The organism is Paenibacillus sp. FSL R5-0810 (genome assembly GCF_038002285.1).
GTDB classification, from domain to species: domain Bacteria; phylum Bacillota; class Bacilli; order Paenibacillales; family Paenibacillaceae; genus Paenibacillus_AQ; species Paenibacillus_AQ lactis.
In genome coordinates this window covers 1,905,609-1,928,380 of the sequence record NZ_JBBOCF010000001.1, presented here as the reverse complement: position 1 = coordinate 1,928,380, position 22,772 = coordinate 1,905,609, and the positions used below count along the sequence as shown (strand labels likewise).

The following is a 22,772-nucleotide window of genomic DNA, read 5'->3' as shown; positions in this document are numbered from 1 at the left end:
GCATATGAAGCAAAGGATCGTTTCGCTCGTGTTGGTTCTATCGCTTATCGGAACGATGATGGCTTGTTCGAGCGAAGAACCTGTTGATTTGGAAACTGTTCAAGCGGAGCTGACGACAAATCCGGAGACCGTCATCGCAGGAAGCCAGGCGGATATGAAAGTAACGGTTACCGGAATGAAGGTATCGGACACGGCACGGGCAACTTTCGATGTGCGGATTGGAGATGAGCCGGTGCTTATGGATGCGATTCATGAAGGGGATGGCGTATTCAGCGGAGCATTCACCTTCCCGGGCAAGGGCGTTTATACCGTCTATATTCACTTGTACGAGGACGATATCCATATCACGAAGAAGAAGCAGGTCGAGGTCAAATGACAAGGTCAATCAACAAATGGGCTCTTCTCGCACTATTGGTTGTATTGGCGATGATGCACGGAAGTCCGGCCCGGGCGGAGGACGAGCTGATGGGCCTTCAAGAGATCGTGGACCAGGCCAATCCGGGGGCCACGCTAGTGCTGAAGCCTGGCACATACCAGGGACCGGTTGTCGTTAACAAGCCGTTAACGATACGGACGGAGGGTGAAGGGAACGTCGAATTAATTAATAGAAGTCAGCTTCCTGCCCTATCGATCGATGCTGACGGCACAACGGTTGCCGGACTCCATATTACCGACGGAATGGTTAAGGAAACGCCAACGGTGCTCGTCAGAGGTCATCGAGCTGTTTTGAACGGCCTCTACATTCGGACTGGCGGGGATGGAATTGCGGTCCGTGACGCGGATGAAGGCTTGGTGACGAATACTACGATCGATTGGGCGGCTGAAGGCGTGCGACTGGCGGACAAAGGGAATGGCGTGGATGTGTTCAATGGGCATCGCTGGAGGTTCATGGACAATACGATTCGAGATGTTCATGACGGCATCTATATGGAAAACAGCGATGATACGCGTGTAACCGGAAACCGGATTGAACGTTCCCGGTATGGAATCCATTGCATGTACACGAATCGAACGGTCATCGAACGAAACGAAGGCAGCTTGAATGTGACCGGTGCCATGGTGATGACGGCCAGGCAAGTATCCGTTATCGGGAACTCGTTCTCCAAGCAAAGCGAAAACGTGAATTCGCAAGGGATCTTGCTGTATGACACGCATGATTCGATTCTGGCAGACAATACGGTTGATGGTAATCGGGTCGGCCTGTATGTTGAGCTGTCGACAGGAAACCGATTGGAGAATAACGAGGTTCGTTACAATTTTGTGGGGATCCAGCTTCTGGACTCCAGCTCCAATTCCATCACCGGCAACCGGTTTACCGGCAATGTTGCGGACGCCCAGGCACGGAGCAGCGAGGACAATAGGATCATCGAAAACTATTGGGACAATTTCCGAGGCATCGATGCAAATGGAGACGGGAACAGCGATATTTCATACGCGATTAACCCGTTGTTTCAGGAACTGACGAAAAAACGCCCGGCGTTCCAATTGTTCTTCCAATCCCCGGGGATGGTGTTCCTCGAAGGGCTCTATCAAAGTGACCGGGATCGCTGGACTACGGATGCTGCTCCGTTAATGACGCCTCCTATGAGTGAAAACCAGATCGGGGATGCGGAAGGGAGAACCCATACAGGGATAGCCGGACTCGTGTTATTAGGATGTACCGGGACACTATTTTTTTGGATGAGGAGACGAATGTCATGAGTAAAGGAATGAAATTGAATGCGATCCTCGCAGCATTGCTGCTGCTTCTATCCGCTTGCGGGGGAGAAGCTTATAAACCGCAAGCCATTAACGAGGAAACGGATGTATGCGTGATCTGCAAGATGGCGGTTAAAGATGATCAATATGCGACTCAAATCGTAACCAAAGACGGTCAATCGCTTAAATTCGATGATATCGGTTGTTTGAACACATGGAAGATCGAGAATGGGACCGATACGATCGGAGCCGCCTTCGTCCGGGATTACAACAGCAAGCAATGGCTTCGTTACGAGAAGGCTTACTATGCTTATGATCCTTCCTACAAAACGCCGATGGCTTACGGGATTTTGTCATTTGAGAAGGAAGAAGACGCCAAAGCTTATATTGAAGAACAAGGTACGGGGAAGCTGATGACGGCCGATGAGCTCCGTGAACATTCGTGGGAGGTCAATCGCGACATGATGGATATGGAAGGGACACATGATCATGGTCACCCGCCTGTTGAGGAACAAGATGAAGCTGCGGATCATGATCCTCCAGCGCATCAAGAAGGGCATTCGACACCTCCTGAACCTCCCGCATCCGGAGGCCATGGCTCATGAAAGACATGAAATACGTCGCTATACGCGAGATGAACATCGGGTTTCGCAACCCTTGGGCATATTCATTCATGGCTCTTTTCGCAGTATTCATGCTCAGTTTGCTAATCATACATACCCAAGGGGGTGTGAGCGGATTTTCCGGCACCAGCGGAACCATGTTAAACCTGGCGTTGTACTTGCTCCCCTTGATGGCCCTGATGCTGGGCTCATTCTCCTTAACCGGCGAGAAGGAAGAGGGCAACTGGGAGCTGCTATCGACGTATCCGCTTGGCACTTGGCCGTTTCTGGCAGGAAAATATATCGGGCTGTCTGCAGTGCTGCTCTCCATCGTCGCCTTCGGATTCGGGCTGTCCGGGTCGGCAGGCTGGCTGCTCGGCAGCGGTTTTGATTTTTTAACGTACAAGCAGCTGCTGGGCTGCTCAATCGGGTTATCCCTGTTTTATCTCGGCATTGCCATGTTGATCGGTACGCTCGCCCGCAACCGCTGGCAGGCTTTAACGATAGCGGTAGGCGTCTGGTTCTTCACCGTCATCGCATGGCCATCGCTCCTCATTGCTATGCTGGGCATGATGCCATATCTCTGGATTAAGCCGGCGATAACAACACTTACTTTTCTGAATCCGGCTGAATTGACGCGTTTGTTTACCGTCGTCAAGTTAGGAGGAGGCTCGACGCTGGGGCCTGAATATTACAAATGGATGATGTGGATCCGTTCACCCTGGGGCACGCCCGTTTTTGCGGGTGTGATGCTCGTATGGATCGGTGCTGCTCTTGCCGCTGCTTATGGTTTATGGGAAAGGGGAAGAGGTCGTGGGTGATCAGCTCGTACGATTCGATGCGGTTCATAAGGCATTTAAGGGAAAGGTTGTCATTGAAGAATTGAATTTGAAGGTCGCTCACGGCGAAGCGGTCGCTTTGTGCGGAGGCAACGGAGCTGGAAAAAGCACCTTGCTGCGGATGCTGGCGGGAATCTTGCACCCGACGAAGGGTGTTATCACCGTCAACGGGCAGACATGCCGGGACAATCGGCGGGAATATGCCCGGCACATCGGTTATATGCCGGATGATTATCGCTTTAGTCCAGGATTAACGGCACTGGAGACCATGCTGTTCTGGGCCCGGCTTCGCGGACTCGGGCAAGCCCGTGCACGGGAAGCGTTATCGATGGTTGGTCTCTCGGATACCGGCAGCAAATCCGTGGCCTCCTTCTCTAAGGGCATGAGACAGCGGGTATTGTTCGCGCAAGCGATAATGGCACGGCCGCTGCTCGTCATTATGGATGAACCGACGAATGGCCTTGATCCTTACTGGATGGATACGTTCGTCATGCTCGTTCGCCAGGCAGTCGTCGAAGGCCAGACGATCCTCTTCTCCACGCACCAATTGGAAATTGCCGAAGCTTTGGCGGATCGGATCGTTTTTTTAAGGGATGGGAATGTGGTGCTGGACGGGAATACGGGAGAGCTTCGACAAACATATGGAGCTGAGGGGATGCGCAGAGCATTCCGGGAGTTGTTTGGGATAAACGGAGGAAGCCCGAAATAGCGAAGCAGGCAGCGAGTCCGCAGGCGGGCCGCTGTCTTGTTTCGCTTTACGTGAGGCGATGGCCGGCGTTCAAGCCGCCCGTCAGGCTATTATTTAAGAGCTTAACGGCCAACATGTATGTCTAATTTGTGAGCAAGGAGATGAACAGGGTGATCCGCAGAATGATTCAGTATATGCTATTGATGGTTGTCCTAATCGGAGGCGTGTATGCCGTGTCACGTTTTTTGGGTGATCCGCAGGTTCTTGCTATTCCAGGAGAAGCAGCGCCGGAGTTCTCAGCCGTGGATCTGGAGGGGACAGAAATCCGTCTTGCCGATTACAAAGGGAAAGGCGTTGTCCTGAATTTCTGGGCCTCCTGGTGCAATCCGTGCGTCAACGAACTGCCGCTTCTTAACGAGGCTCATAAGTTAACAGGCGTGGACATGCTGGCGATCAACGTGGGGGAGGGCAAAGAAACGGTGCAGCATTTTGCTGACCGGTATGACCTCGAATTTCCGATCGTATTGGACTCCGAGATGAACATTAAACAAAAGTATCAATTGGTCGGAATGCCACTTACGATCATCATTGATGAAGACGGGACTTTGGTGGAACGACACGAAGGGGAGCTGACAGAGATGGAAGACATCATATTCCTGATGAATCGGATCAGGCAAGACGATTAACATTCGCTAAAGGTTCCCAATGCAATATAATGGATCCATGCATCAATCAGCTAGAGGGGAGAATGATTGTGACCTATAAACAAAACAAATGGCTGATTCTTACGATTCCTACCCTGACGATCGGGGTCTGGGAGTATGTCCGGCATGAGTTTCTGCTGCCGTATATTTCGATGGAGCTTGGAAACTGGCTTGCCCCGGTCATTGTGCTGCTCGTATCCTTGCTGTTTTTGACCAAATTATTTGCCATGATCGAACATAATCAAGAGGAGCTTAATCGAGCAAAAGCGATCCGCGCCGTGCTGGAGGAACGAGAGAAAATCGCAAGGGAGCTTCATGACGGCATCGCGCAATCCCTGTTCTTTTTGAACGCGCAGATCTCGCAAATGGACCGCATGAATCAAGCAGACGGACTTCCGCTTCATAAATTGAAGGAGAGTGTTCATCGCACCAATGATTATGTCAGACAAGCCATCGCCAATTTGAGGCATGAAGCCGATGCGGATAAAAATCCGTGGCTGCAAGGCATTGAGAGCTTGATCGATGAGCTGCAGCAGGAAACCGCTCTGGAAATTGAGACGAATTGGCGCATTCCGGAAACGATGCTGTCTTCCAAAGAGCGAGTGGAGTTATTCGCAATCATCCGCGAAGCGCTGCTTAACATTCATAAGCATGCGGAGGCGAAGCAAGTCCGAATCGAAGCGCGACCAACAGAATCGGGGTGGATGTGCCAGGTCGCGGATGACGGCAAAGGCTTTAACCCAGATAATATGATGATCCGTAATCGATACGGGATCCAAATGATGCGCGACCGTGCCAAGGCGATGTCCTGGCATTTCAGCCTGGAACGTAAAGATGGGGACACGCTGGTAATCGTTCGAAAGGGGGCATATTGAAATGTCAAAATTCCGGGTGTTAATTATCGATGATAACGGGATGGCCAGAGAAGGGATCCGAATGATCCTGGAAAGCGATCCTGTCTTTGAAGTCGTGGCGGAAGGAAGCAGCGGAGAAGAAGCCATTACCTTAAGTGAATATTGGATGCCGGACCTGGTGCTGATGGATATTCAAATGCCGGGAATGGGCGGCTTGGAAGCAACGAAGAAGCTTAAAGAAGCCTTCCCCTATATCAAGGTCGTTATGGTTACCGTATCCGACGATATTGCGCATTTATTCGATGCGCTTAAGAAGGGCGCCCAGGGCTATTTGTTGAAAAATATGGAGCCTGAAGCGTGGCACGAATATTTAAGAGCAGTCGCCATCGATGAAGCGCCGGTAACGCGCGAGCTGGCGTTTCGAATCCTCAAGGAAATGTCCCCGAAGCGTGCGGACGAGGTTCAAGATCATCCTTTAACTGAGCGGGAGCATGAAATTCTAGTGCTCGTTGCCGAGGGAATGAGCAATAAGGAAATTTCAGGCGATCTAAGCATTTCAGAGCATACGGTGAAAAATCACCTGAAGAACATCCTTCAAAAGCTGCACTTGGCCAATCGAGTTCAGATTGCGCGTTATGCTTATGAACAAGGCTTGGTAGGCAAGAAGCAGCAATGAAGCAGCAACGAACCAGCAATGAAGTGCAAGTTAACAATGAAGTAGCAAAGATGTAGCAGGCTTTGATGGAATAACGATTGGCGATAGGCTGCTATACTTGCGCCGCAGCTTTCTAACCTGAGACATTCTTATCCTTCAATCGGCTTCATATAATGAACAGGTATCTCCCAATTCATGCCGGCTTATCCGATCAGCGTTTAAGTCGCAATGGAGGTACCAGCAGCAATGTGAAGCATGAGGCAGTTTTCAGAAGGGAGTAATCGTCTTGGATACAGCAGGAAACAGCTTGGCGCTCGTTGCCCTTACCGGATTGATGGGTGCACCGCATTGTTTCGCGATGTGCGGAGGCATCGTGTCGTCGGTTGCACTTCGCGCACAAGGCTCGCCAATGGCTTTGATCCTCGCATATAACGCAGGGAGAGTAGCAACTTACGCGGCAATCGGCGGTTTTATGGGCTTGGTCGGCTCTTTTCTGGATACTGCAGCCGGATTCGTCGGGCTCCAATCTGCGGCCAGCATCATTGGCGGCTTGCTGATCTTGTTATGGACCTTTCGTCGGTATACGCTCCCGATGTTTCGCACGCATCCATATAAAAATTCTCGCGTTCAGTCGAAGCTGCAGCAGCTCGGACAACGTTACGAAATTCTTGCAACCTTTTTGACCGGGATTCTGCTGGGCTTTTTGCCATGCGGCTTGACTTATGCAATGCACATGAATGCTGCCGCCTCGGGAACCGCAGCAGAAGGTTCGCTGATTATGCTGGTGTTCGGCATATCGACGTTTCCGGTCTTGCTTCTGACGGCGATGTCTGCGGGAAGCCTTACGAAAAGATGGCGCAGGGCGATGCGCAGGATCGGCGGATATCTGGCCGTCTTGATGGGGTTGCTGTGCATTCTGAAAGGTCTAAGTGCGAATGGCTGGATACCTTCCGTGCACCCTTGGCTATGGTGATGGGGGGCTTTTTCTCTTTAATGAACCTTAAAAACGGTGCTGACTTTGACATACCGCTCCTTCCACTGTAATTCGGCTTCGGCTTGCCATTTCCCGCGCATGACGGGCACCACTGTCGCATGATATACCCCGGGTTGAATCTCCTCAATGGAAGCAGGAAAAACCCCGCAAAACATATCCGGCATGGTAATGTTCAAATCGAAATCCGCGCCTGTTACGGGTATTCCGGATAACTCGTCAATTTGCAGCTCAAAGGTGGTCTCCTGCATCGATACCGCTGATGAATCAACCGGTGTTATTTGCATGCGGATTTGATCATCGATATAAAGAGCCTCTGCTGATGGATGGTCTTCCACTAGACGAAACAAAATGAACAAGAGCATAAAACCAAACAACAACAGGATGATCCATCTCGCTCTCATGCTTCGCCTTCTTCCTATAATTCATAACGTTAATTACTGATGTTATATGTATCTGACATGCAGAAAATGCCGGAATATGTGCTGGAGTGCAGATAAAGCATACATAAGATAACAGAAGCAAAAGGGACTATCTCCATTATCTATGCTCTTGTTCCTAGGCGCATGAATGAACAAGGCTTAATATTGAAAACCTATGGAAGTGGTATACATTCTCGATTTCCGAAGGAGGAAGACTGACATGGCTCACCAGAAGAGAAGGAAAGAAGCTGCCTGGAAGTCGCGTAAGCAAGCACAGCACCCCCATGGAAAAATCAGATCGCTTAAGGAATTGTCCGGCGAATAGGATGAGGAGTATACTGCTTGGAAGTAAAGGACTGTCGGTTAGTTTTAACTTGCCGGCAGTCTCTTTTTTATGAAAACGGGCGGTCCTGCGACTATATTGATGATCGATTCATGGTAAAAAACGAAGAAATCATGAGATTTCAAAAGAAAAAAGAGGATTTTATGCTTTGATTTCAGGCGGAATGCGAGACATTATGTCCTGATCAACTTGAAGATTCAAAGAACTATTCCATAAAATACTATATTATCAGCACTCGACATTATAGAGTGCTAACAAATCATGAGCGAAGGAGGGAAGCCGATAAAATATTAGCGTCAGTGTCCAAAGCTGGCGTAAGTTTGTTTGTCGAATCATTTTTTGGGAACAGGAGGATTTCGAAGATGAATGTACTGTTACTTGCCGGTGGATTGGGAACCCGACTTAGACCGATGACGGAGAACATGCCGAAGCCGATGGCACCGATTCTGAATCGTCCGTGGCTGGAACATCTCATTCTTCATCTGAAGGAACAAGGCGTTCACCGTTTCGTTATCGCCCTTAAGCATCATCCCGAAAAAATAAAAAACCATTTCGGCGACGGCCGCCGGCTGGGCGTGTCGATCCAGTATGCGCTTGAAGATAAGCTGCTGGGGACTGCCGGGGCGATCAAGAATGCCGAGGCTTTACTCGATGAACAATTTATTGCCATGAATGCGGATATCGTCCACGATATTGAACTGAAGCCGCTGCTGGATTTCCATCGATCTCACGGAGGAAAGGTAACGATCGGTCTGACGGAGGTTGAGGACCCTAGCGCGTACGGGGTCGTTGAGCAGGACGATACGGGGCGCATCTTGCGTTTTGTGGAGAAGCCCCGCTTGGACGAGGCCCCTTCGAGACGGATCAACGCAGGTATTTACATCATGGATAAAAGCGTGCTCGCAGCGATTCCGTCCGATCGGGAGGTCTCCATTGAACGCGAAACGTTTCCACATCTCATCCGCGAAAATATGGGAGTCTTCGGTACGACGATTCAAGGCTATTGGGCGGATATGGGCACCAAAGACAGATACCGCAAAATTCACTGGGATCTCTTAACGAGACAGAGCCGGATCCAAATTCCCGGACACGTCCAGGATCAAGGCATCTGGATCGGCAAGGGCTCTAAAATCGGAGCCGGCGTCCTCCTCGTTCCGCCGGTATTGATCGGAGATCACGTACGAATCGGAGCACGGGCCGTCATCGGGCCTCATGTGGTGCTCGGCAACAAGTGCACGATCGGCCCGAACGTCCGGCTATCGGAAACGATCCTGTGGGACGGCTGCCGGGTAAACGAGGGAGCGTACTTAAACAACTGCATATTCGGTTACAATCTCGAGCTCGGCCCAAGACATATTTTGCATGAAGCCGTAATGAACCGACTGGGAGTGATGCAAGCATGACCCGGGTGGCTTATATCAGTACTTACGTTCCGAAGAAATGCGGCCTGGCCACGTTCACTTTTCATTTGCGCCAGGCGGTCCATGCAGTGAAGGAGTGGAAAGCGAAGGATCCCGTCATCGTGCTCCACGATGGGGAATCCGATGGCCTGCAGGATCCGCTGCTGTGGCTGCTGCGTCGCGATTGCGAGAACGATTATGAGAAGATGGCGTACAGAATCAACCAGTCCGAAATCGAGGTCGTCTCTCTCCAGCACGAGTTCGGGATATTTGGCGGCGAGGCCGGCCGGCACATCTTGCGTTTCATCCGCAATCTGAAAAAACCGCTGGTGACTACGTTTCATACGGTGTTTGAGTTGCCCCGTGAACCGTACGCAAGCATTCAGCGGGAAATCGCCGAGCGAAGCGACCGGATCGTCGTGATGAACCGCAAAGCGATATCTTATTTAAACCGCTCGTTCGGCATTCCGGAGGAGAAAATCGTCTTTATACCGCACGGTACGCCCGAGCCCGATACGGAGCGGCGGCAGGCATTCCGGGAGCAGCTGGATTGGGCCGATCGCAAGGTGCTGATGACGTTCGGGCTGCTGAGCCGCGGAAAAGGAATTGAATTGATCCTGAGGATTTTGCCTGAAATTGTTAAAAAGGTGCCTAAAGTGTTATATGCCATCGTCGGCCAAACGCATCCGGAGGTCAAGAAATGGGAAGGAGAGAAGTACCGCGAAGAGCTGAAGGCCATGATCGCTGACAGCGGGATCGGTGACAATGTCGTCATGATCGACCGTTATATGGAGGAGAATGATCTGGTGCGCCATATTACGGCATGCGATGTCTACGTGACACCTTATCCGGGTATGGAGCAGATCACCAGCGGAACGCTTGCCTATGCGGTCGGCTTGGGACGGCCAGTGGTTTCGACTCCGTACTGCTATGCACAGGATTTGCTCGCCGATGAACCCGAGCTGCTGATTCCTGCTGATGACGAGGCGTTATGGCGGGAACGGATCGTGTCGCTGCTGACCAACGACGTGATGCATCAAGATGTCGTCCGGAAAATGAAGCGGCTGGGGCAAACGATGCATTGGCCAAGCGTCGGGCATGAGTACAACCTTCTGTTTACCGAGGTGGGGAGACATGGAAAGGCGATCCGTTCGGTTTGACCATCTGATCAAGATGACCGATGATACCGGCATACTCGAGCACGGGTTCGGGACGATCCCCCGGCGCAACGAAGGATACAGCACGGACGACCAGGCTCGTGCGTTATGGGTTTGTCTCGAATGGTTCAAGCATGGGCGTCCTGAAGACCAACAACAACTTGAGCGGTTAGCCGAGATCTATATCGCCTTTTTGCTGTGGGCGCAAAAGGAAGATGGTCATTTTCATAACAATTTTGCCTATGACCGGAGCAAGGAGCCGGAAATGCCTTCCGACGATTGCCTTGGACGCTGCCTTTGGGCTTGTGCGAAGGCAATGACAGCAGCACCCGCCCCTTCGTTTGCGATGGTTGCTGAATCGATCTTTCAAAAAGCGCTGCCGCAGGTTGACCATTTGCGGTATCCGCGCGGATGGGCTTACAGCATCGCCGCACTCGGCATGCTGCAGCGTGCCGGATATGATATCGATCTGACCTCCCATATCCAAGAGCTTGCGGAACGTCTGGCTGCCCTCTATCGTCGGAATTCGGCTCCAGGCTGGTCTTGGTTTGAATCGGAGATCACTTACAGCAATGCCGTGCTGCCATGGGGGATGCTGTGGGCTCATGAAATGTTGAACTGGACGGACTTGCTTGACATCGCTTTGAGTTCCCTTGACTTCCTAATCGGTTTGTCGCAAAACGAAGCGGGACAGATCCGGCCGGTAGGCAGTCAAGGGTGGTGCCGCCAGGGGTATCGGGCTTTGTGGGACCAGCAGCCGATCGATGTCATGAAGCTGGCGTTAGCGTCTGCCAAGGCCTATGAGCTGACGAACATGCACAAATATAAATCGGCCGTCACGAAGTGCCGCAATTGGTTTTACGGCGGCAACGATCTCGGAGCCCCAATGATTAACGAGCGGGACGGCAGCTGCTGCGACGGCTTGAGCGCCGACGGACCGAATATAAACTGCGGGGCGGAAGCCGTCATCTCTTACTTGATGACCGAAGCTATTTACGAAGAATGGATACAACATTAAGCGCAATTCGCCATTATCCAATAGACATCATACAAAAAGAGGTGGACAACGATGCCTTTGACCAAAGAACTGCAGGAGCAGGGGATGCCAACCCTTGAAGGGGGGGCTTCCATCCCCTCCCATGTATTCCGCGAATATGATATTCGCGGCAAAGCGTATGAAGACATTGACCTCCCTTTTTGCTATTGGCTGGGGAGAGCTTTCGGCGAAACCTTGAAGACGGCCGGCTTGAATAAGGCCATTGTCGGCCACGACAACCGGAAATCATCCCCGGATTTTCACCGGGCCCTGATTGCCGGCTTGCAGCAATCCGGATGCGAGGCGATTGATATCGGCGAAGTGACAACGCCGATGTTCTACTATGCCATGCACCATTATCAAGAGCCAAGCGGCATCATGATTACGGCCAGCCATAACCCCGGCGACGAAAACGGATTTAAAATCGCCATGGACTATACGACGATTTATGGAGAAGAAATCCAGAAGCTGCGCAGCCGCATGCTTGGCTTGGCAGCCGAAGGCAAGCTGCCGTCCGGTTTCGATTATGACGAAGAAGGTCTGCGATGCGAAAGCGTCGAGGAGCCTTATTTGGACATGCTGGCAGACAAAATCCGGCTGAACGGCCGGAAGCTTAAAGTCGTGGTCGATTGCGGCAACGGTACGCCGTCGCCATTTGCCCCCAAGGCGCTTCGACGCTGGGGGTGCGATGTGGTAGAGCTGTATTGCAAATCGGATCCGGATTTCCCGAATCATCATCCGGATCCGGTAGAGCCGAAAAATTTGCGGGACCTGATCGACGTCGTGAAGAAAGAAAGAGCCGACATCGGCATCGCCTTCGACGGGGACGGCGACCGCCTTGGGGTGGTGGACGAACAGGGCGGCATTTTATGGGGCGATCAGCTGATGATCCAGTTCTGGCGTGAAGTCCTGCCGAAATATCCGGGCTGCAAAGCGCTGGTGGAAGTCAAATGCTCGAAAGCGCTGGTCGAAGAGATCGAGAAGCTGGGCGGCGAGCCGGTCTTCCATCGAACAGGACATTCCCACATTAAAGCGAGCATGCGCAAATTGGATGTGCCGTTTACCGGCGAAATGTCCGGGCATTTATTCTTCCGCGATGAATACTACGGATTTGACGACGCGCTGTATGCCGCTGGACGACTGTTGCGGATATTGAGCCGGGATTCGCGCCCGCTGTCCGAATTATTCTCCGACGTGCCAAGATATTGCGCGACCCCTGAAACGAGGGTTCCATGTGACGACGATGCGAAACAACAGATCATTCATAAAGTGAAGAACCATTTTGACGGGAAGCACGAGCTGATCGACGTTGACGGCGTACGCGTGCTGTTCCCGAACGGCTGGGGGCTGGTTCGCAGCTCGAACACCCAGCCGATCCTGGTGCTTCGGGCAGAGGCCGATACCGAGGCAGACTTACATGAAACCAAAGCCCGCCTGGAACAAGCGCTCCACGAGGCAGCGCCGGGATTGCAAATTCATTGGTAAGCACAAGGAAGCTTCTGCGGCGATCATGCCGCGGAGCTTCTTTTTTTGATAAGGAAGGGGTTCTATTGGGGACTAGATGGAGTGTTGAAGCGCCATTTAAAGGAAGCGACATGAATTTTTTTAGTGCAGGATATCGTGTTCTTGTTGGACGTTCTTCAAAGAAATGGCCGTATTTGATGATTCAATGTAAGTTTCTGCTAGTTACATCGCAAGATTCGGGAGGTACTATAGTAAGTAACCCTTTGTCAGACATCAGACAAACATAATCATTGTGTAAATATTAAAGGAGGCTGCCTGCGTATGAAGTCTCATACCTCCGACCGCATTAAAATGCCGCCAGGCTTTTGGTCCGGCATCCGTCAATTAGGGCTCGCTGATCAAGACATCGTACGAAAAGCGCGGCTTCCGCTGACGATCATCAATGAATCCGAGGTAACTGCCACCCAATATTATTCAATTTGGAAGGCGTATACCGATCTTATAGGTGATCCTGCACTAGGAATTATCAAGCTAGCGACGGCTTTTGAAACGGCGAAGTACCCGCCCTCCGTCCTAGCGACTTACCATGCCCGTGACTATAGGGATGCCCTTAACCGAATGGTCCGGTACAAGCGGCTGTGCCCTCCTGGAAGATTACGCATGAGCGAGGAGGGCGGGTACTGCACAATGGACTTGGATTGGCTGGAGACGGAAGAGCCTGGTCCGCCGATTCTGCTTGGCATCACGCTTGCATGTCTACTGGAGTTTGGCCGCCGGGGAACCGGTCAGCATGTGTCGGCACATTCGCTTGAGTTATCGGAGTCCGTTGGCAATGCAGAGGCCCTCGAGGCATACTTTGGCTGCCGCATCCGGTTTGGAGGCAAGCGCAACCGCTTGACGCTGCATCAGAAGGACTTGGATCTTCCTTTTATGTCGTTCAACGAAGAATTGCTTGAGATCCTGACTCCCGCTCTGGACCAATCGCTCCATGATCGGCAGTTAGACCCGTCGATAGCCGATAAAGTCAAATGGATCATGAAAAGAAGCCTGGCAGGAGGACGACCAGATATTTTGCCTATTGCCAGGGAGCTCGGAATGAGCGGCCGTACCCTGCAGCGCAGGCTCACTGACGAGAATACAAGCTTCAAGCGGCTGCTGACAGAGGCTAGACATGAGCAAGCATGCGAATACTTGACGGATCCCTCGCTGGATACGAAAGAAATCGCTTTTCTGCTTGGATACGAAGACTTGAATTCGTTCTACCGGGCTTTCCGTCAATGGGAAGGGGATACCCCAACCAATTGGCGTTCTGTCCATTCGGCTTCCTGAGCAAAAGATATTGGCGTGTACTGCAAGAACTTTGGCGCCTTAAACTAGTTACCAAATGCGCAAAACAAGGTATCCTAATTCTATCCTCAGTACGACCATAGTCTAGCAAACATAGGGAGAAATGTAGGATGGAAATGGGATTAACCAATAAAACGGCTTTAGTCACGGGATCCACCAAAGGGATCGGTAAAGCCATTGCCTTTGAGCTTGCCAAGGAAGGGGTTCACGTATTCATTAACGGCAGAAACGCCGAAGACGTAGAACGGACGGTCCATGAACTCAAGTCGGCATTCCCGGAGACCTCGCCTCAAAATGCGGCAGCCGATCTGGTAGACCAGGCACAGCGCGAAGCATTATTCGAAAAGTTCCCGAACGTCGATATTTTAGTAAACAGCATGGGAATTTATGAAATCATGCAGTATGAAGATATAGATGACGCTATATGGGAAAAGTACATTTCTACGAATGTCCTTGCAGCAAATGCCCTGACGAAATTCTATATGCCCAGCATGCTGGAGAATCAGTATGGACGCATTATCTTTATTGCGAGTGAAGAGGCCGTTATGCCTTCTGGCCAAATGCCGCAGTATGGCGTGACAAAATCCATGCTGTTGTCTTTAGCCAAAAGCTTGTCGAAATTGACGAAAGGAACAGAGGTTACCGTTAACACAATCATGCCCGGACCGACGCTATCCGAAAATGTACAGCAGATCATTGAGGGCATATACAACGATGAAGATATGCCTTTCTCGGAAAAAGAGAAAGCCTTTATGGCATCAAACCTGCCCCAATCTGAGATTCAGCGGTTTATCAGACCGTTTGAAATAGGCCGGTTAACGGCTTTTATATGCAGCCCCTATGCATCCGCGTTTAAGGGTTCGCCTATACGCATGGATGGGGGAATGGTGCCGACGATCTTTTAACGTTACCTGCACTTCGATATAAAAACATGACATGCAGCTGTCCCCAACTGGCGAAAATGATGTTATACTATAGGATGCATGCCCGAAAACCCTCCATCTTTTGAATGGAGGGTTTTTCATTTGGCGTATATACCTAACCAAGACAAACGCATATGCGATGCGGCGTAAATCGCGGTTTTTTTATTGTATCATGTGAATCCCGATTCAAGGTTAAATCTCGAAATCACCATATTTTACAAAAAGCTGCACTTTTATTAACATTCGACTGGTATACTACTTTAAATATCGCCCGAAAGGTGAAGATGCATGCAATATGTTGTCAGTTTCATTATAGCCGTATTACTTACGTCCATATCCTATTTCTTCGGCAGCCGCTTGGTTACGAAGGGCATACATCTCTGGCAAGCTCTAGCCATAGGCGCATCCGTAGTTTCTTTGGGTGCTCTTGCTGAGGCAATCGGGCTGCCAATCTGGTTGATTGTGCTTATTCCATTCCCGGTCGGAATGCTGTTATTGTTTCTATTTTTGAAACAGCCGTTCCGGATATGGCTCATTACGTATTTGATTATTTTAGCATTATATACGCTGATTCACGTTATGGTCAGTTTCTTCTTCCAATTCCATTCGCTGATTCCTGCCTGGAAGCTATCGTAGTAGGAGAAGTGCCGACTGAAGCCTAAATTACGTGAACTCCGTATCATGCGCATTGATGGCATTGCTCTTGCCTCCGGTAATAGTAGCAAATGGTTGCTGTCCCCAGAGCAATCCCCCAAACTGGCATAAGCAGAAGCGGCGTTGTGCCTCCCCAATTTTGAAAATCACCGCTCATCGTAAACTCAAGAATGACTTGAATGCCGGTAACCGTTAAGAGGATCGCCACGAATCCGGCAGGAATGACGGCTAAGGCAGGAGGGACGCGTCGACCACCCAAGATTGGGAACCAACGGGGGAAGCTTTCCCCCCAAGGCTTGATGAGTCCATGCGTGAGAAAGGCACCTCCGATCGAGACCAAGGCAAGTCCGGCACCGGCCCAATCCGCGTCTGAAGCCTGCAGGCTGTACAGCATTTCATCGGTGATTCCAAAAGGAATACCGAACAGCCAAGCTATGCGAGTGATATCATAATATAGTGGGGCTAGAATCGCTGCATAGGTTGCCCATCTTCCCAAACGAGTCACTACGTTCATCCGCCGTAACGTATGACCCTTGTTTCGTCCGCAATACCTGCAAGCATCACGGGTGTGGCGCTGGTATGTCAAAGCGGTTGCGGCCCATAACAAACCTCCGATGAGACAGATATACTGGTTTACGACCGGCCATGTGAAGAAATCGAGATAGTGTAATGACTGTCCGAATACGGCTCCGATCAAAGATACTGGGGCATAAGCCATCCCTATCAGGGCGCGTGGATCCGGGATCGCAAAGCACAGGACCATGGCTGCGCTCCAAGCGTATAACAGCATGATTGCTCGGGTTATCCCGCGGGCTTTCCGATTCAATAAGAGCATGGCCATGGCTCCAAGTAAACACAGGCAAGCGATGAGCAATCCGCCGTCAGCGGCTGCAGCCTGCCGGAACAGGGAGTGAGCCGCACCCGGATCATTAACCAAGCCTAGCGGAAAGCCCTGGCCTCCTGCCCACCAATATAGTCCGAGCACGCCGTAAGCGAGCGTCCAAATGATCGTCGCGTAAGGGACCCAATCCGGCCAACGCTTCCACCAATGCAGCGTAGATGTTTCCGATTGATCCGGCAAGGCTGAGGATACGTTCTTTTCATTTGCGGGATTCATAGATCACGCCTCCTTATACATCGTTACCGTAAGTATAAGAAGCCTGGGTAAACATGAGGTAAACGGGAACACAACTTCACCCTAAATGTGCTCTGCCTTCAGCCTGATCAAAATGGAAGTCCCTTCGCCAAGCGAGCTTTGGACCATGATCGTTCCGCCATGCGCCTCAATGAATTTCTTAGCGATGGATAATCCAAGCCCCGCATGTTCGCTCGTTGGTTGAATCGTAACTCGCGCCGCATGCTGGTTAAATCCGACCCCGTTATCCTTGATACGAATCTCGGCAATCCGATGATCGAGCAGCTTAATTCGAGCCTCAATCCGGGTGTCCTCCGGATTATGGACGACGGCATTGACGAGCAGATTCCGAATGGCACGTGTCATGAGTTTCGGGTCGCAGCTGATCGACAATTGTTCCGGCTCCGAATCCATGACAAATGCGTACCCGGCAGCCCAAGGAGCACTGCTGACATCCGCTACCGTTCTGCGCACGAGTTCAACGATATCCGTGTTCTCGGCATTTAGAGGAATCGGACCATTAACCGTTTCATTAAGATCCTCAACCAGTTCTTGCAGGTGAGCGGCCTTCTGCTGAATGACCGAAAGAAAATCGCTTTTCTCCGTTTCGCTCCACCGATAATCAGGGTGAACTAACATCGCGGAATAACCTGAGATATAGGTTAACGGCGTTTTCAAATCGTGAGAGATCCCTCGAATCCATTCCTGCTTCGATTGTTCTGCTTCACGGAGCGCCTTCTCGTTGTTTTGGAGCGTGCTGCCAAGCATTCGCAGGTGCTCGAACACTTCCTTATAGATCGCATACGGAAATTTCAGCCTGCCTTTCTTATGGGAGCGGAGGTTGTTCCAGCCCGGCGGCGGATCGAACCGTCCACTAACCAAGCTCCTGATCCAGACGATCATGATGTAAAGCGGCTTTCCTAGATACCAACCGATCCAAAGCAAAGTAACAACAAACAGAACGCTGCACAAGGCTACCACGAAGATTTCGTAATGATTCGAAGTGTTACCCGTCCGAATCAAATCCGGCCAGAATAACCAAGCAACCCCGAGGATGATGACTTGAATACAAATCAATAGAAAAACGAAAGCCGCGAGCAATTGAAGGGCGATGCGAAGCATAAAGTTCATGGTGTTAGCCTCCCGACGGCGGAACGAACTTGTATCCAATTCCTCTTAATGTAACGATAACCTTAGGATTAGCCGGATCGACTTCCAGTTTCTTGCGTAATCTTGAAATATGAATGACGACGGTCTTCTCATCGCCATGAACCATCGTACCCCATATTTGCTCGTATAGCTGCTGAGCCGTAAATACCCGGTTGGGGTGTTTGCAGAAATAGAGAAGAAGTTCAAATTCCTTAGCCGGACAAGGCGTATCCTTTTGATTGATAATGAGCTGGCCCGTTGACCGGTTCACGGTAAACGTCTTGAATCGATAAAGCTCTTCGGCGTATTGATGGTTGGATTCAACCATCATACTCCGTCTCAAATGTGCCTGAATCCGCGCAATCACCTCTAGAGGGTTAAATGGTTTGGTTACATAATCATCCCCGCCCAAGAACAGGCCTCGAAGTTTATCCAGGTCACTGGAACGTGCGGTCAGAAACAAAACCGGAGTCGTGATGGTTTTGCGCATTTCCGTGCACAGCGAAAATCCATCCATGTCCGGAAGCATGACGTCAAGAACGATCATATCGAAACGTCTTGTTTGCACGGCATTGAGCGCTTCAGCAGCGGAACCGGCTTTTACGATATCGATAAATCCTTCTTTTCGAAGCAGATTTTCGAGCATGACCAAAATACCTTCCTCATCATCCACTAACAATATGGCCTCTCTCCGCATTTCTTAGGTCTCCTTTTGCCGTTTGATTAACAATCCGATTAATATTTAAGTACGGCAATCCAGGCTAATCTCCTGCTGGGATTGCAAAAGTGCTATGTCTCTGCGGATAATAGACCTTAACAGTTTCAATGGATCATTGTGCACGAAAATGTGTCAATGGGCATTTTTGAGGACAGTTAAAACGGAGAGATTCCCGTAATATGCATAAGCTTTGTCCATAGCTGGTTATCATTAGTAAGAAAAATTCGGAGAGGTTGTTGAAATTATTACGATGTCGTATTAAAATAGTCGCAAGACGCAATCATGCGAAATCGCACATAAAGGAGTGACCGGTATAAAACAACTATACGATCTTTTCCTCAAGACCGGTCTGCGTCCGTTCGCTTTTATGACCGATACGCTTCAGCTTGAACAAAAAGTGACCCGCTCCGATATGTCGACGCTGCTTATTTTGCTCCTCCGCGGAGATTTAACGATGTCGGAGCTGGCCGCCGAGATGGGGGCACCGCTAAGTTCGATGACCAGCATCGCTAAGCGGCTTGAACGCAAAGGCTTGATCGCACGAGCCACGTCTGCGCAAGACCAACGCGTGAAGCTCGTCACGCTGACGCAGGAAGGTCTGCAGCTGGCGAAAGAATGGGAGCAAATCATGATGGCGCTGCTTGGCAGATTGGAGGATGCATTTACGCCGGAAGAATTGGAGCAGCTGACGGCACTTCTGTTCAAGGCAGCTAAAGTCTTCCAAGACGGAGGACCTGTTACACCGCAAGAAGTAAAGCGCCAGCCAATAAAGATTCAGATTGAGGAATAACCGGTTATCATACCGGATTTTTCCGACCAATTACTACGAAATCGTACTAAAAAGGAGCGGGTGGATTTGAGGATCATCATCTACACGGGCAAAGGCGGAGTCGGCAAGACCAGCATCGCGGCGGCGACGGCAGTGAAAATGGCGGAGCAAGGCAAACGAACGCTGATTCTCAGCACAGATGCAGCGCATAGTTTAGCGGATTCGCTGGCGGTACCGATCGGGCCCGATCCGGTGCAAATCAGCGAAAACTTGTGGGGGCAGGAAGTGAACGCGATCCGCGAGACGGAGCGCAATTGGGGAACCGTACAGGTTTGGCTCACGAAATTACTCGACAAAGCCCAGCTTAAAGACGTCACTACGGAAGAAATGCTTGTTTTTCCCGGCATGGAAGAGCTGTTTAGTTTGCTGAAAATCAAGGAGCATGCTGAAAGCGGGCAATATGATGTCATGGTGGTGGATTGCGCCCCGACCGGAGAGACGCTGCGGCTGTTAAGCTATCCGAACGTATTGAATTGGTGGCTGGAGAAAATCTTCCCGACCGAACGCAAACTGATCAAGATTGTACGGCCGGTTGCCAAAATTGTCAAGGATATCGATCTTCCTTCGGATGACGTGCTGGACAGCATCGAGCGTTTGGCACGGGGATTGGAGGAAATGCAGCGGCTCGTCCTGGATTCGGACACCACGTCGGTCAGGATCGTGCTGAATCCCGAGAAGATGGTGCTCGCCGAAGCAAAGCGCTCCTTTACCTATTTGAACCTGTTCGGATTCAACACGGATGCCATTATCGTCAATCGGTTGCTGCCGGATGGGGCAGGAGAAGGCTTCTTCGCTCAGTGGCGGGACATTCAAAAGAAATACGAGGAAGAAATCGTCTTGAACTTCCAGCCGCTTCCGATTCTGAAGGCTCCTATGATGCAAAAGGAAATCATCGGAGTTCCCGTTCTTAAAGAATTAGCGGACATCGTTTATGCCGACCGGGATCCTTCCGCCATGTTTTACCACGGCAGAACAGAGTCGATTCGCGAGGAGGATGGGGAAATGCTCTTGGAGCTTATGATTCCATTTATCGATAAGGCCGATCTGAATTTAACGCAGACGGGCGACGAATTGACGGTGGATGCCGGTGCTTATAAACGCAAGGTTATCCTGCCAAGGACGTTGATGAACCGCCAAGTGGTAGGCGCTAGATATGCAGAGGACCGGCTTGTTATCCGGTTTGGCAAACGGGAAATGGAGAGTATGCAGGATAAATAAGAAGCGGGAGCGCTTAGGAGGGAACGAGTCATGGAAAAAATGCTACGACTGGAGCAGTTGTTGGCAAATCTGGAGCGGCATCAAACGAAGGAGCATGTGAAAAACGCCGTCAAGGAATGGCTGCTTGCTTCGCGATCCGTGATTGACAGTGTCATTGACACGATCGAGGAGGAAAAAGAGGCCCCCGTTGCCCGCAAAATCAATATTTCGGACGAATAAAGATCACTCGATTATATGAAGCCCTTACTGATAAGGCCATTCTTTTTACGAGATGGCCTTTGATTTGCCTAGATGGCGCTTTGTTTTTTTTTCGCAACCTACTAAACAGAAAAAAAGGTAGGCCGGCCTGGACATTATCCTCGTTGACTCAAGTCAGTGGACCTGATATATTCATATTTGAAGGGAGCCCATTAGATAACAGAAGGAGGAGGTGAACTTCCATGGCACGAAAGACGAAGCCACCAGAAGAGCGGCGAGCCGAGATCATTCAGACCGCCAAGGAACTGTTTGAGGAGAAGGGTTATGAAGGAACACAAATCAGCGATATCACGAATAAAATGGGAGTAGCGCATGGGCTTGTGTATCACTACGTAAAATCAAAATCAGAATTGCTCGATGCTGTTGTTGAGGAGTGGGCTAAAGAAATACTGGCCGATTTAATGGTTTTGATGAAAGACAATACGATCAGCGCAGCGGATCGATTAGAACGGATGTTCCAATTTACAAGCGGCATGCTTAAGAAGGATGCTATATTAATCAAAACCATACACCAGCAGGAGAATGAGGAGATTCATAAGCGAATTGGCAGCGCAGGAATACAAATAATTCTCCCCCTATTCAAAGAATTAATTGAAACAGGAAATGCCGATGGTTCATTCAACTGCTCGTATCCTGAGGAGACAGCAAAATTTTGTTTATACGGCTGGCAGTCGATTGATTCAAGTATGTCCGATGAAGAAAGAGTGGAGAAGCTTAAATATTTTTATAAACGCATACTAGGCATTGGTTAACAGCTTCTTCGGAAGTTGTATATTTTTAATCATTAATTGACTGAAGTCAGTCAGTTGAAGGAGGTACGGATCGTGAATTATTTTAAGGATAAAGTGGCCATTATTACTGGCGGCGGCTCTGGCATTGGACGAGAGCTTTGCTTCCAATTAGCAAAATCGGGCGCGACTGTAGTTGTAGCAGACATTCGTGAAGATTATGCTGAGAGTACTGTAGATGAGATCAAGAATCGCGGAGGAACCGCACGTTATATGAAAGTCAATGTTGCCAGCGAAGCCGAGGTCCAACAATTAATCGAGGAAACCGTATCACAATACGGCAGGATTGACTATATGTTTAATAACGCCGGCATTGCGATTGGCGGGGATGTCAGGGATCTGACGATGGCCCAGTGGAAAAAAGTAATGGATATCAATTGGAATGGGGTGCTTTATGGCTCGACAATTGCCTATCGAGTGATGGCCCAGCAAGGGTTCGGGCATATCGTAAATACAGCGTCTGCCACTGGCTTAATGCCTCAGCCGGGCAACACGCCGTATTGTGCAAGCAAACACGCAGTCGTCGGTCTTTCACAATCATTAAGGTATGAGGGAGCAGATGTGGGAGTCAAGGTTAGCACGATCTGTCCCGGCCATGTTCAAACCGATATTTATAAGAATATGACGGTTGCCAATGTACCGAATGAGAAAGTTGTGGAATCGCTGCCCTCAGGGGCAATGAAAACCAGTGAGGCCGTTGATTTGATCCTAAAGGGCATTATCCAAAACAAAGATATCATTATATTTCCTGTTGCCGTTCGGTGGGCGTGGCGTATCCATCGTCTGTTTCCCGCATTGTTAAAGCAGGCATGGCTACGAAAAATCAGAAGTATACGCAAGCTTAAAGACGGGGAGGTGACTCAATAGCTCACCTCATCCATCACCAAGCCAGTGCAACCC

The 22,772-nt window shown here is 50.3% G+C and carries 26 protein-coding genes; 22 read left to right on the top strand and 4 right to left on the bottom strand.

Translation table 11 applies throughout. From position 1 onward, the window contains the following. The first annotated feature begins 4 nt into the window (after positions 1 to 4). The 9 genes from MKX76_RS08705 to MKX76_RS08665 all read left to right on the top strand — a co-directional run bounded on the left by MKX76_RS08705 (position 5) and on the right by MKX76_RS08665 (position 7,013). A complete protein-coding gene (locus tag MKX76_RS08705) occupies positions 5 to 376 on the top strand; it encodes a hypothetical protein (RefSeq protein WP_144868521.1) in 372 nt (123 codons plus the stop codon). Then, the gene (locus MKX76_RS08700; protein WP_251534951.1) at positions 373 to 1,701 is read left to right on the top strand and encodes a right-handed parallel beta-helix repeat-containing protein; all 1,329 of its coding nucleotides are present in this window, start codon (positions 373 to 375) and stop codon (positions 1,699 to 1,701) included. Before MKX76_RS08705 ends, MKX76_RS08700 begins: the two co-directional genes overlap by 4 nt. Then, entirely contained in the window at positions 1,698 to 2,303 is a 606-nt protein-coding gene (locus MKX76_RS08695) for a nitrous oxide reductase accessory protein NosL (RefSeq protein WP_144868525.1), read from the top strand. The genes MKX76_RS08700 and MKX76_RS08695 overlap by 4 nt, the downstream gene beginning before the upstream one ends. After that, positions 2,300 to 3,121 (top strand): ABC transporter permease, encoded by an 822-nt coding sequence (locus MKX76_RS08690; protein WP_251534941.1) that lies wholly within the window; start codon positions 2,300 to 2,302, stop codon positions 3,119 to 3,121. The genes MKX76_RS08695 and MKX76_RS08690 overlap by 4 nt, the downstream gene beginning before the upstream one ends. Continuing rightward, positions 3,114 to 3,848 carry an ABC transporter ATP-binding protein gene (locus MKX76_RS08685; RefSeq protein ID WP_251534939.1) on the top strand — a complete coding sequence of 245 codons (735 nt, stop codon included), beginning with the start codon at positions 3,114 to 3,116 and terminating at the stop codon, positions 3,846 to 3,848. Before MKX76_RS08690 ends, MKX76_RS08685 begins: the two co-directional genes overlap by 8 nt. A gap of 149 nt (positions 3,849 to 3,997) precedes the next feature. Then, positions 3,998 to 4,513 (top strand): redoxin domain-containing protein, encoded by a 516-nt coding sequence (locus MKX76_RS08680; protein ID WP_007131331.1) that lies wholly within the window; start codon positions 3,998 to 4,000, stop codon positions 4,511 to 4,513. 62 nt (positions 4,514 to 4,575) lie between these two features. Further along, positions 4,576 to 5,406 (top strand): sensor histidine kinase, encoded by an 831-nt coding sequence (locus tag MKX76_RS08675; protein WP_007131332.1) that lies wholly within the window; start codon positions 4,576 to 4,578, stop codon positions 5,404 to 5,406. 1 nt (position 5,407) lies between these two features. Further along, positions 5,408 to 6,061, top strand: a complete 654-nt coding sequence (locus tag MKX76_RS08670; RefSeq protein ID WP_007131333.1) for a response regulator — start codon at positions 5,408 to 5,410, stop codon at positions 6,059 to 6,061. A gap of 313 nt (positions 6,062 to 6,374) precedes the next feature. After that, a complete protein-coding gene (locus MKX76_RS08665; RefSeq protein WP_051425040.1) occupies positions 6,375 to 7,013 on the top strand; it encodes a sulfite exporter TauE/SafE family protein in 639 nt (212 codons plus the stop codon). Between the two features lie 17 nt (positions 7,014 to 7,030). Here MKX76_RS08665 and MKX76_RS08660 read toward each other — a convergent pair whose 3' ends face one another. Next, complete coding sequence (locus MKX76_RS08660; protein WP_028404264.1) at positions 7,031 to 7,435, bottom strand: FixH family protein; 405 nt, start codon at positions 7,433 to 7,435, stop codon at positions 7,031 to 7,033. Positions 7,436 to 7,673: 238 nt separating this feature from the next. Here MKX76_RS08660 and MKX76_RS08655 point away from each other — a divergent pair, with 238 nt between their 5' ends. The 8 genes from MKX76_RS08655 to MKX76_RS08620 all read left to right on the top strand — a co-directional run bounded on the left by MKX76_RS08655 (position 7,674) and on the right by MKX76_RS08620 (position 15,759). After that, positions 7,674 to 7,778, top strand: coding sequence for a DUF6254 family protein (locus tag MKX76_RS08655; protein WP_222119631.1), 105 nt, complete (start codon positions 7,674 to 7,676; stop codon positions 7,776 to 7,778). A gap of 380 nt (positions 7,779 to 8,158) precedes the next feature. Continuing rightward, complete coding sequence (locus tag MKX76_RS08650; protein WP_341033470.1) at positions 8,159 to 9,199, top strand: NDP-sugar synthase; 1,041 nt, start codon at positions 8,159 to 8,161, stop codon at positions 9,197 to 9,199. Next, entirely contained in the window at positions 9,196 to 10,356 is a 1,161-nt protein-coding gene (locus MKX76_RS08645) for a glycosyltransferase family 4 protein (RefSeq protein WP_007131337.1), read from the top strand. The genes MKX76_RS08650 and MKX76_RS08645 overlap by 4 nt, the downstream gene beginning before the upstream one ends. Next, a complete protein-coding gene (locus tag MKX76_RS08640) occupies positions 10,331 to 11,371 on the top strand; it encodes a hypothetical protein (protein WP_007131338.1) in 1,041 nt (346 codons plus the stop codon). The genes MKX76_RS08645 and MKX76_RS08640 overlap by 26 nt, the downstream gene beginning before the upstream one ends. A gap of 84 nt (positions 11,372 to 11,455) precedes the next feature. Next, complete coding sequence (locus MKX76_RS08635) at positions 11,456 to 12,874, top strand: phosphomannomutase/phosphoglucomutase (RefSeq protein WP_341035030.1); 1,419 nt, start codon at positions 11,456 to 11,458, stop codon at positions 12,872 to 12,874. A 300-nt stretch (positions 12,875 to 13,174) separates the two neighbouring features. Further along, positions 13,175 to 14,182 carry an AraC family transcriptional regulator gene (locus MKX76_RS08630; protein WP_028404268.1) on the top strand — a complete coding sequence of 336 codons (1,008 nt, stop codon included), beginning with the start codon at positions 13,175 to 13,177 and terminating at the stop codon, positions 14,180 to 14,182. A gap of 128 nt (positions 14,183 to 14,310) precedes the next feature. Next, positions 14,311 to 15,105 carry an SDR family NAD(P)-dependent oxidoreductase gene (locus tag MKX76_RS08625; protein ID WP_028404269.1) on the top strand — a complete coding sequence of 265 codons (795 nt, stop codon included), beginning with the start codon at positions 14,311 to 14,313 and terminating at the stop codon, positions 15,103 to 15,105. Between the two features lie 306 nt (positions 15,106 to 15,411). Continuing rightward, positions 15,412 to 15,759: a hypothetical protein gene (locus tag MKX76_RS08620; RefSeq protein WP_007131342.1), complete on the top strand. Its 348-nt coding sequence runs from the start codon at positions 15,412 to 15,414 to the stop codon at positions 15,757 to 15,759. Positions 15,760 to 15,802: 43 nt separating this feature from the next. On the opposite strand, the gene MKX76_RS08615 is transcribed toward MKX76_RS08620, so the two are convergent. The 3 genes from MKX76_RS08615 to MKX76_RS08605 all read right to left on the bottom strand — a co-directional run bounded on the left by MKX76_RS08615 (position 15,803) and on the right by MKX76_RS08605 (position 18,758). Continuing rightward, positions 15,803 to 16,894 (bottom strand): hypothetical protein, encoded by a 1,092-nt coding sequence (locus MKX76_RS08615; protein WP_051425037.1) that lies wholly within the window; start codon positions 16,892 to 16,894, stop codon positions 15,803 to 15,805. Positions 16,895 to 16,975: 81 nt separating this feature from the next. Then, entirely contained in the window at positions 16,976 to 18,043 is a 1,068-nt protein-coding gene (locus MKX76_RS08610) for a sensor histidine kinase (RefSeq protein ID WP_007131344.1), read from the bottom strand. Positions 18,044 to 18,047: 4 nt separating this feature from the next. Further along, complete coding sequence (locus MKX76_RS08605) at positions 18,048 to 18,758, bottom strand: response regulator transcription factor (protein WP_007131345.1); 711 nt, start codon at positions 18,756 to 18,758, stop codon at positions 18,048 to 18,050. A gap of 325 nt (positions 18,759 to 19,083) precedes the next feature. On the opposite strand from MKX76_RS08605, the gene MKX76_RS08600 reads away from it, so the two are divergent. The 5 genes from MKX76_RS08600 (at position 19,084) to MKX76_RS08580 (ending at position 22,739) form a co-directional block, all read left to right on the top strand. Beyond that, a complete protein-coding gene (locus tag MKX76_RS08600; RefSeq protein ID WP_007131346.1) occupies positions 19,084 to 19,569 on the top strand; it encodes a MarR family winged helix-turn-helix transcriptional regulator in 486 nt (161 codons plus the stop codon). A gap of 66 nt (positions 19,570 to 19,635) precedes the next feature. Then, positions 19,636 to 20,826 carry an ArsA family ATPase gene (locus MKX76_RS08595; RefSeq protein ID WP_007131347.1) on the top strand — a complete coding sequence of 397 codons (1,191 nt, stop codon included), beginning with the start codon at positions 19,636 to 19,638 and terminating at the stop codon, positions 20,824 to 20,826. A 30-nt stretch (positions 20,827 to 20,856) separates the two neighbouring features. Then, positions 20,857 to 21,045: a hypothetical protein gene (locus MKX76_RS08590; protein WP_007131348.1), complete on the top strand. Its 189-nt coding sequence runs from the start codon at positions 20,857 to 20,859 to the stop codon at positions 21,043 to 21,045. A 221-nt stretch (positions 21,046 to 21,266) separates the two neighbouring features. Next, complete coding sequence (locus MKX76_RS08585) at positions 21,267 to 21,836, top strand: TetR/AcrR family transcriptional regulator (protein ID WP_341033468.1); 570 nt, start codon at positions 21,267 to 21,269, stop codon at positions 21,834 to 21,836. A 72-nt stretch (positions 21,837 to 21,908) separates the two neighbouring features. Next, the gene (locus tag MKX76_RS08580) at positions 21,909 to 22,739 is read left to right on the top strand and encodes an SDR family NAD(P)-dependent oxidoreductase (protein WP_007131350.1); all 831 of its coding nucleotides are present in this window, start codon (positions 21,909 to 21,911) and stop codon (positions 22,737 to 22,739) included. The last annotated feature ends 33 nt before the right edge of the window (positions 22,740 to 22,772 follow it).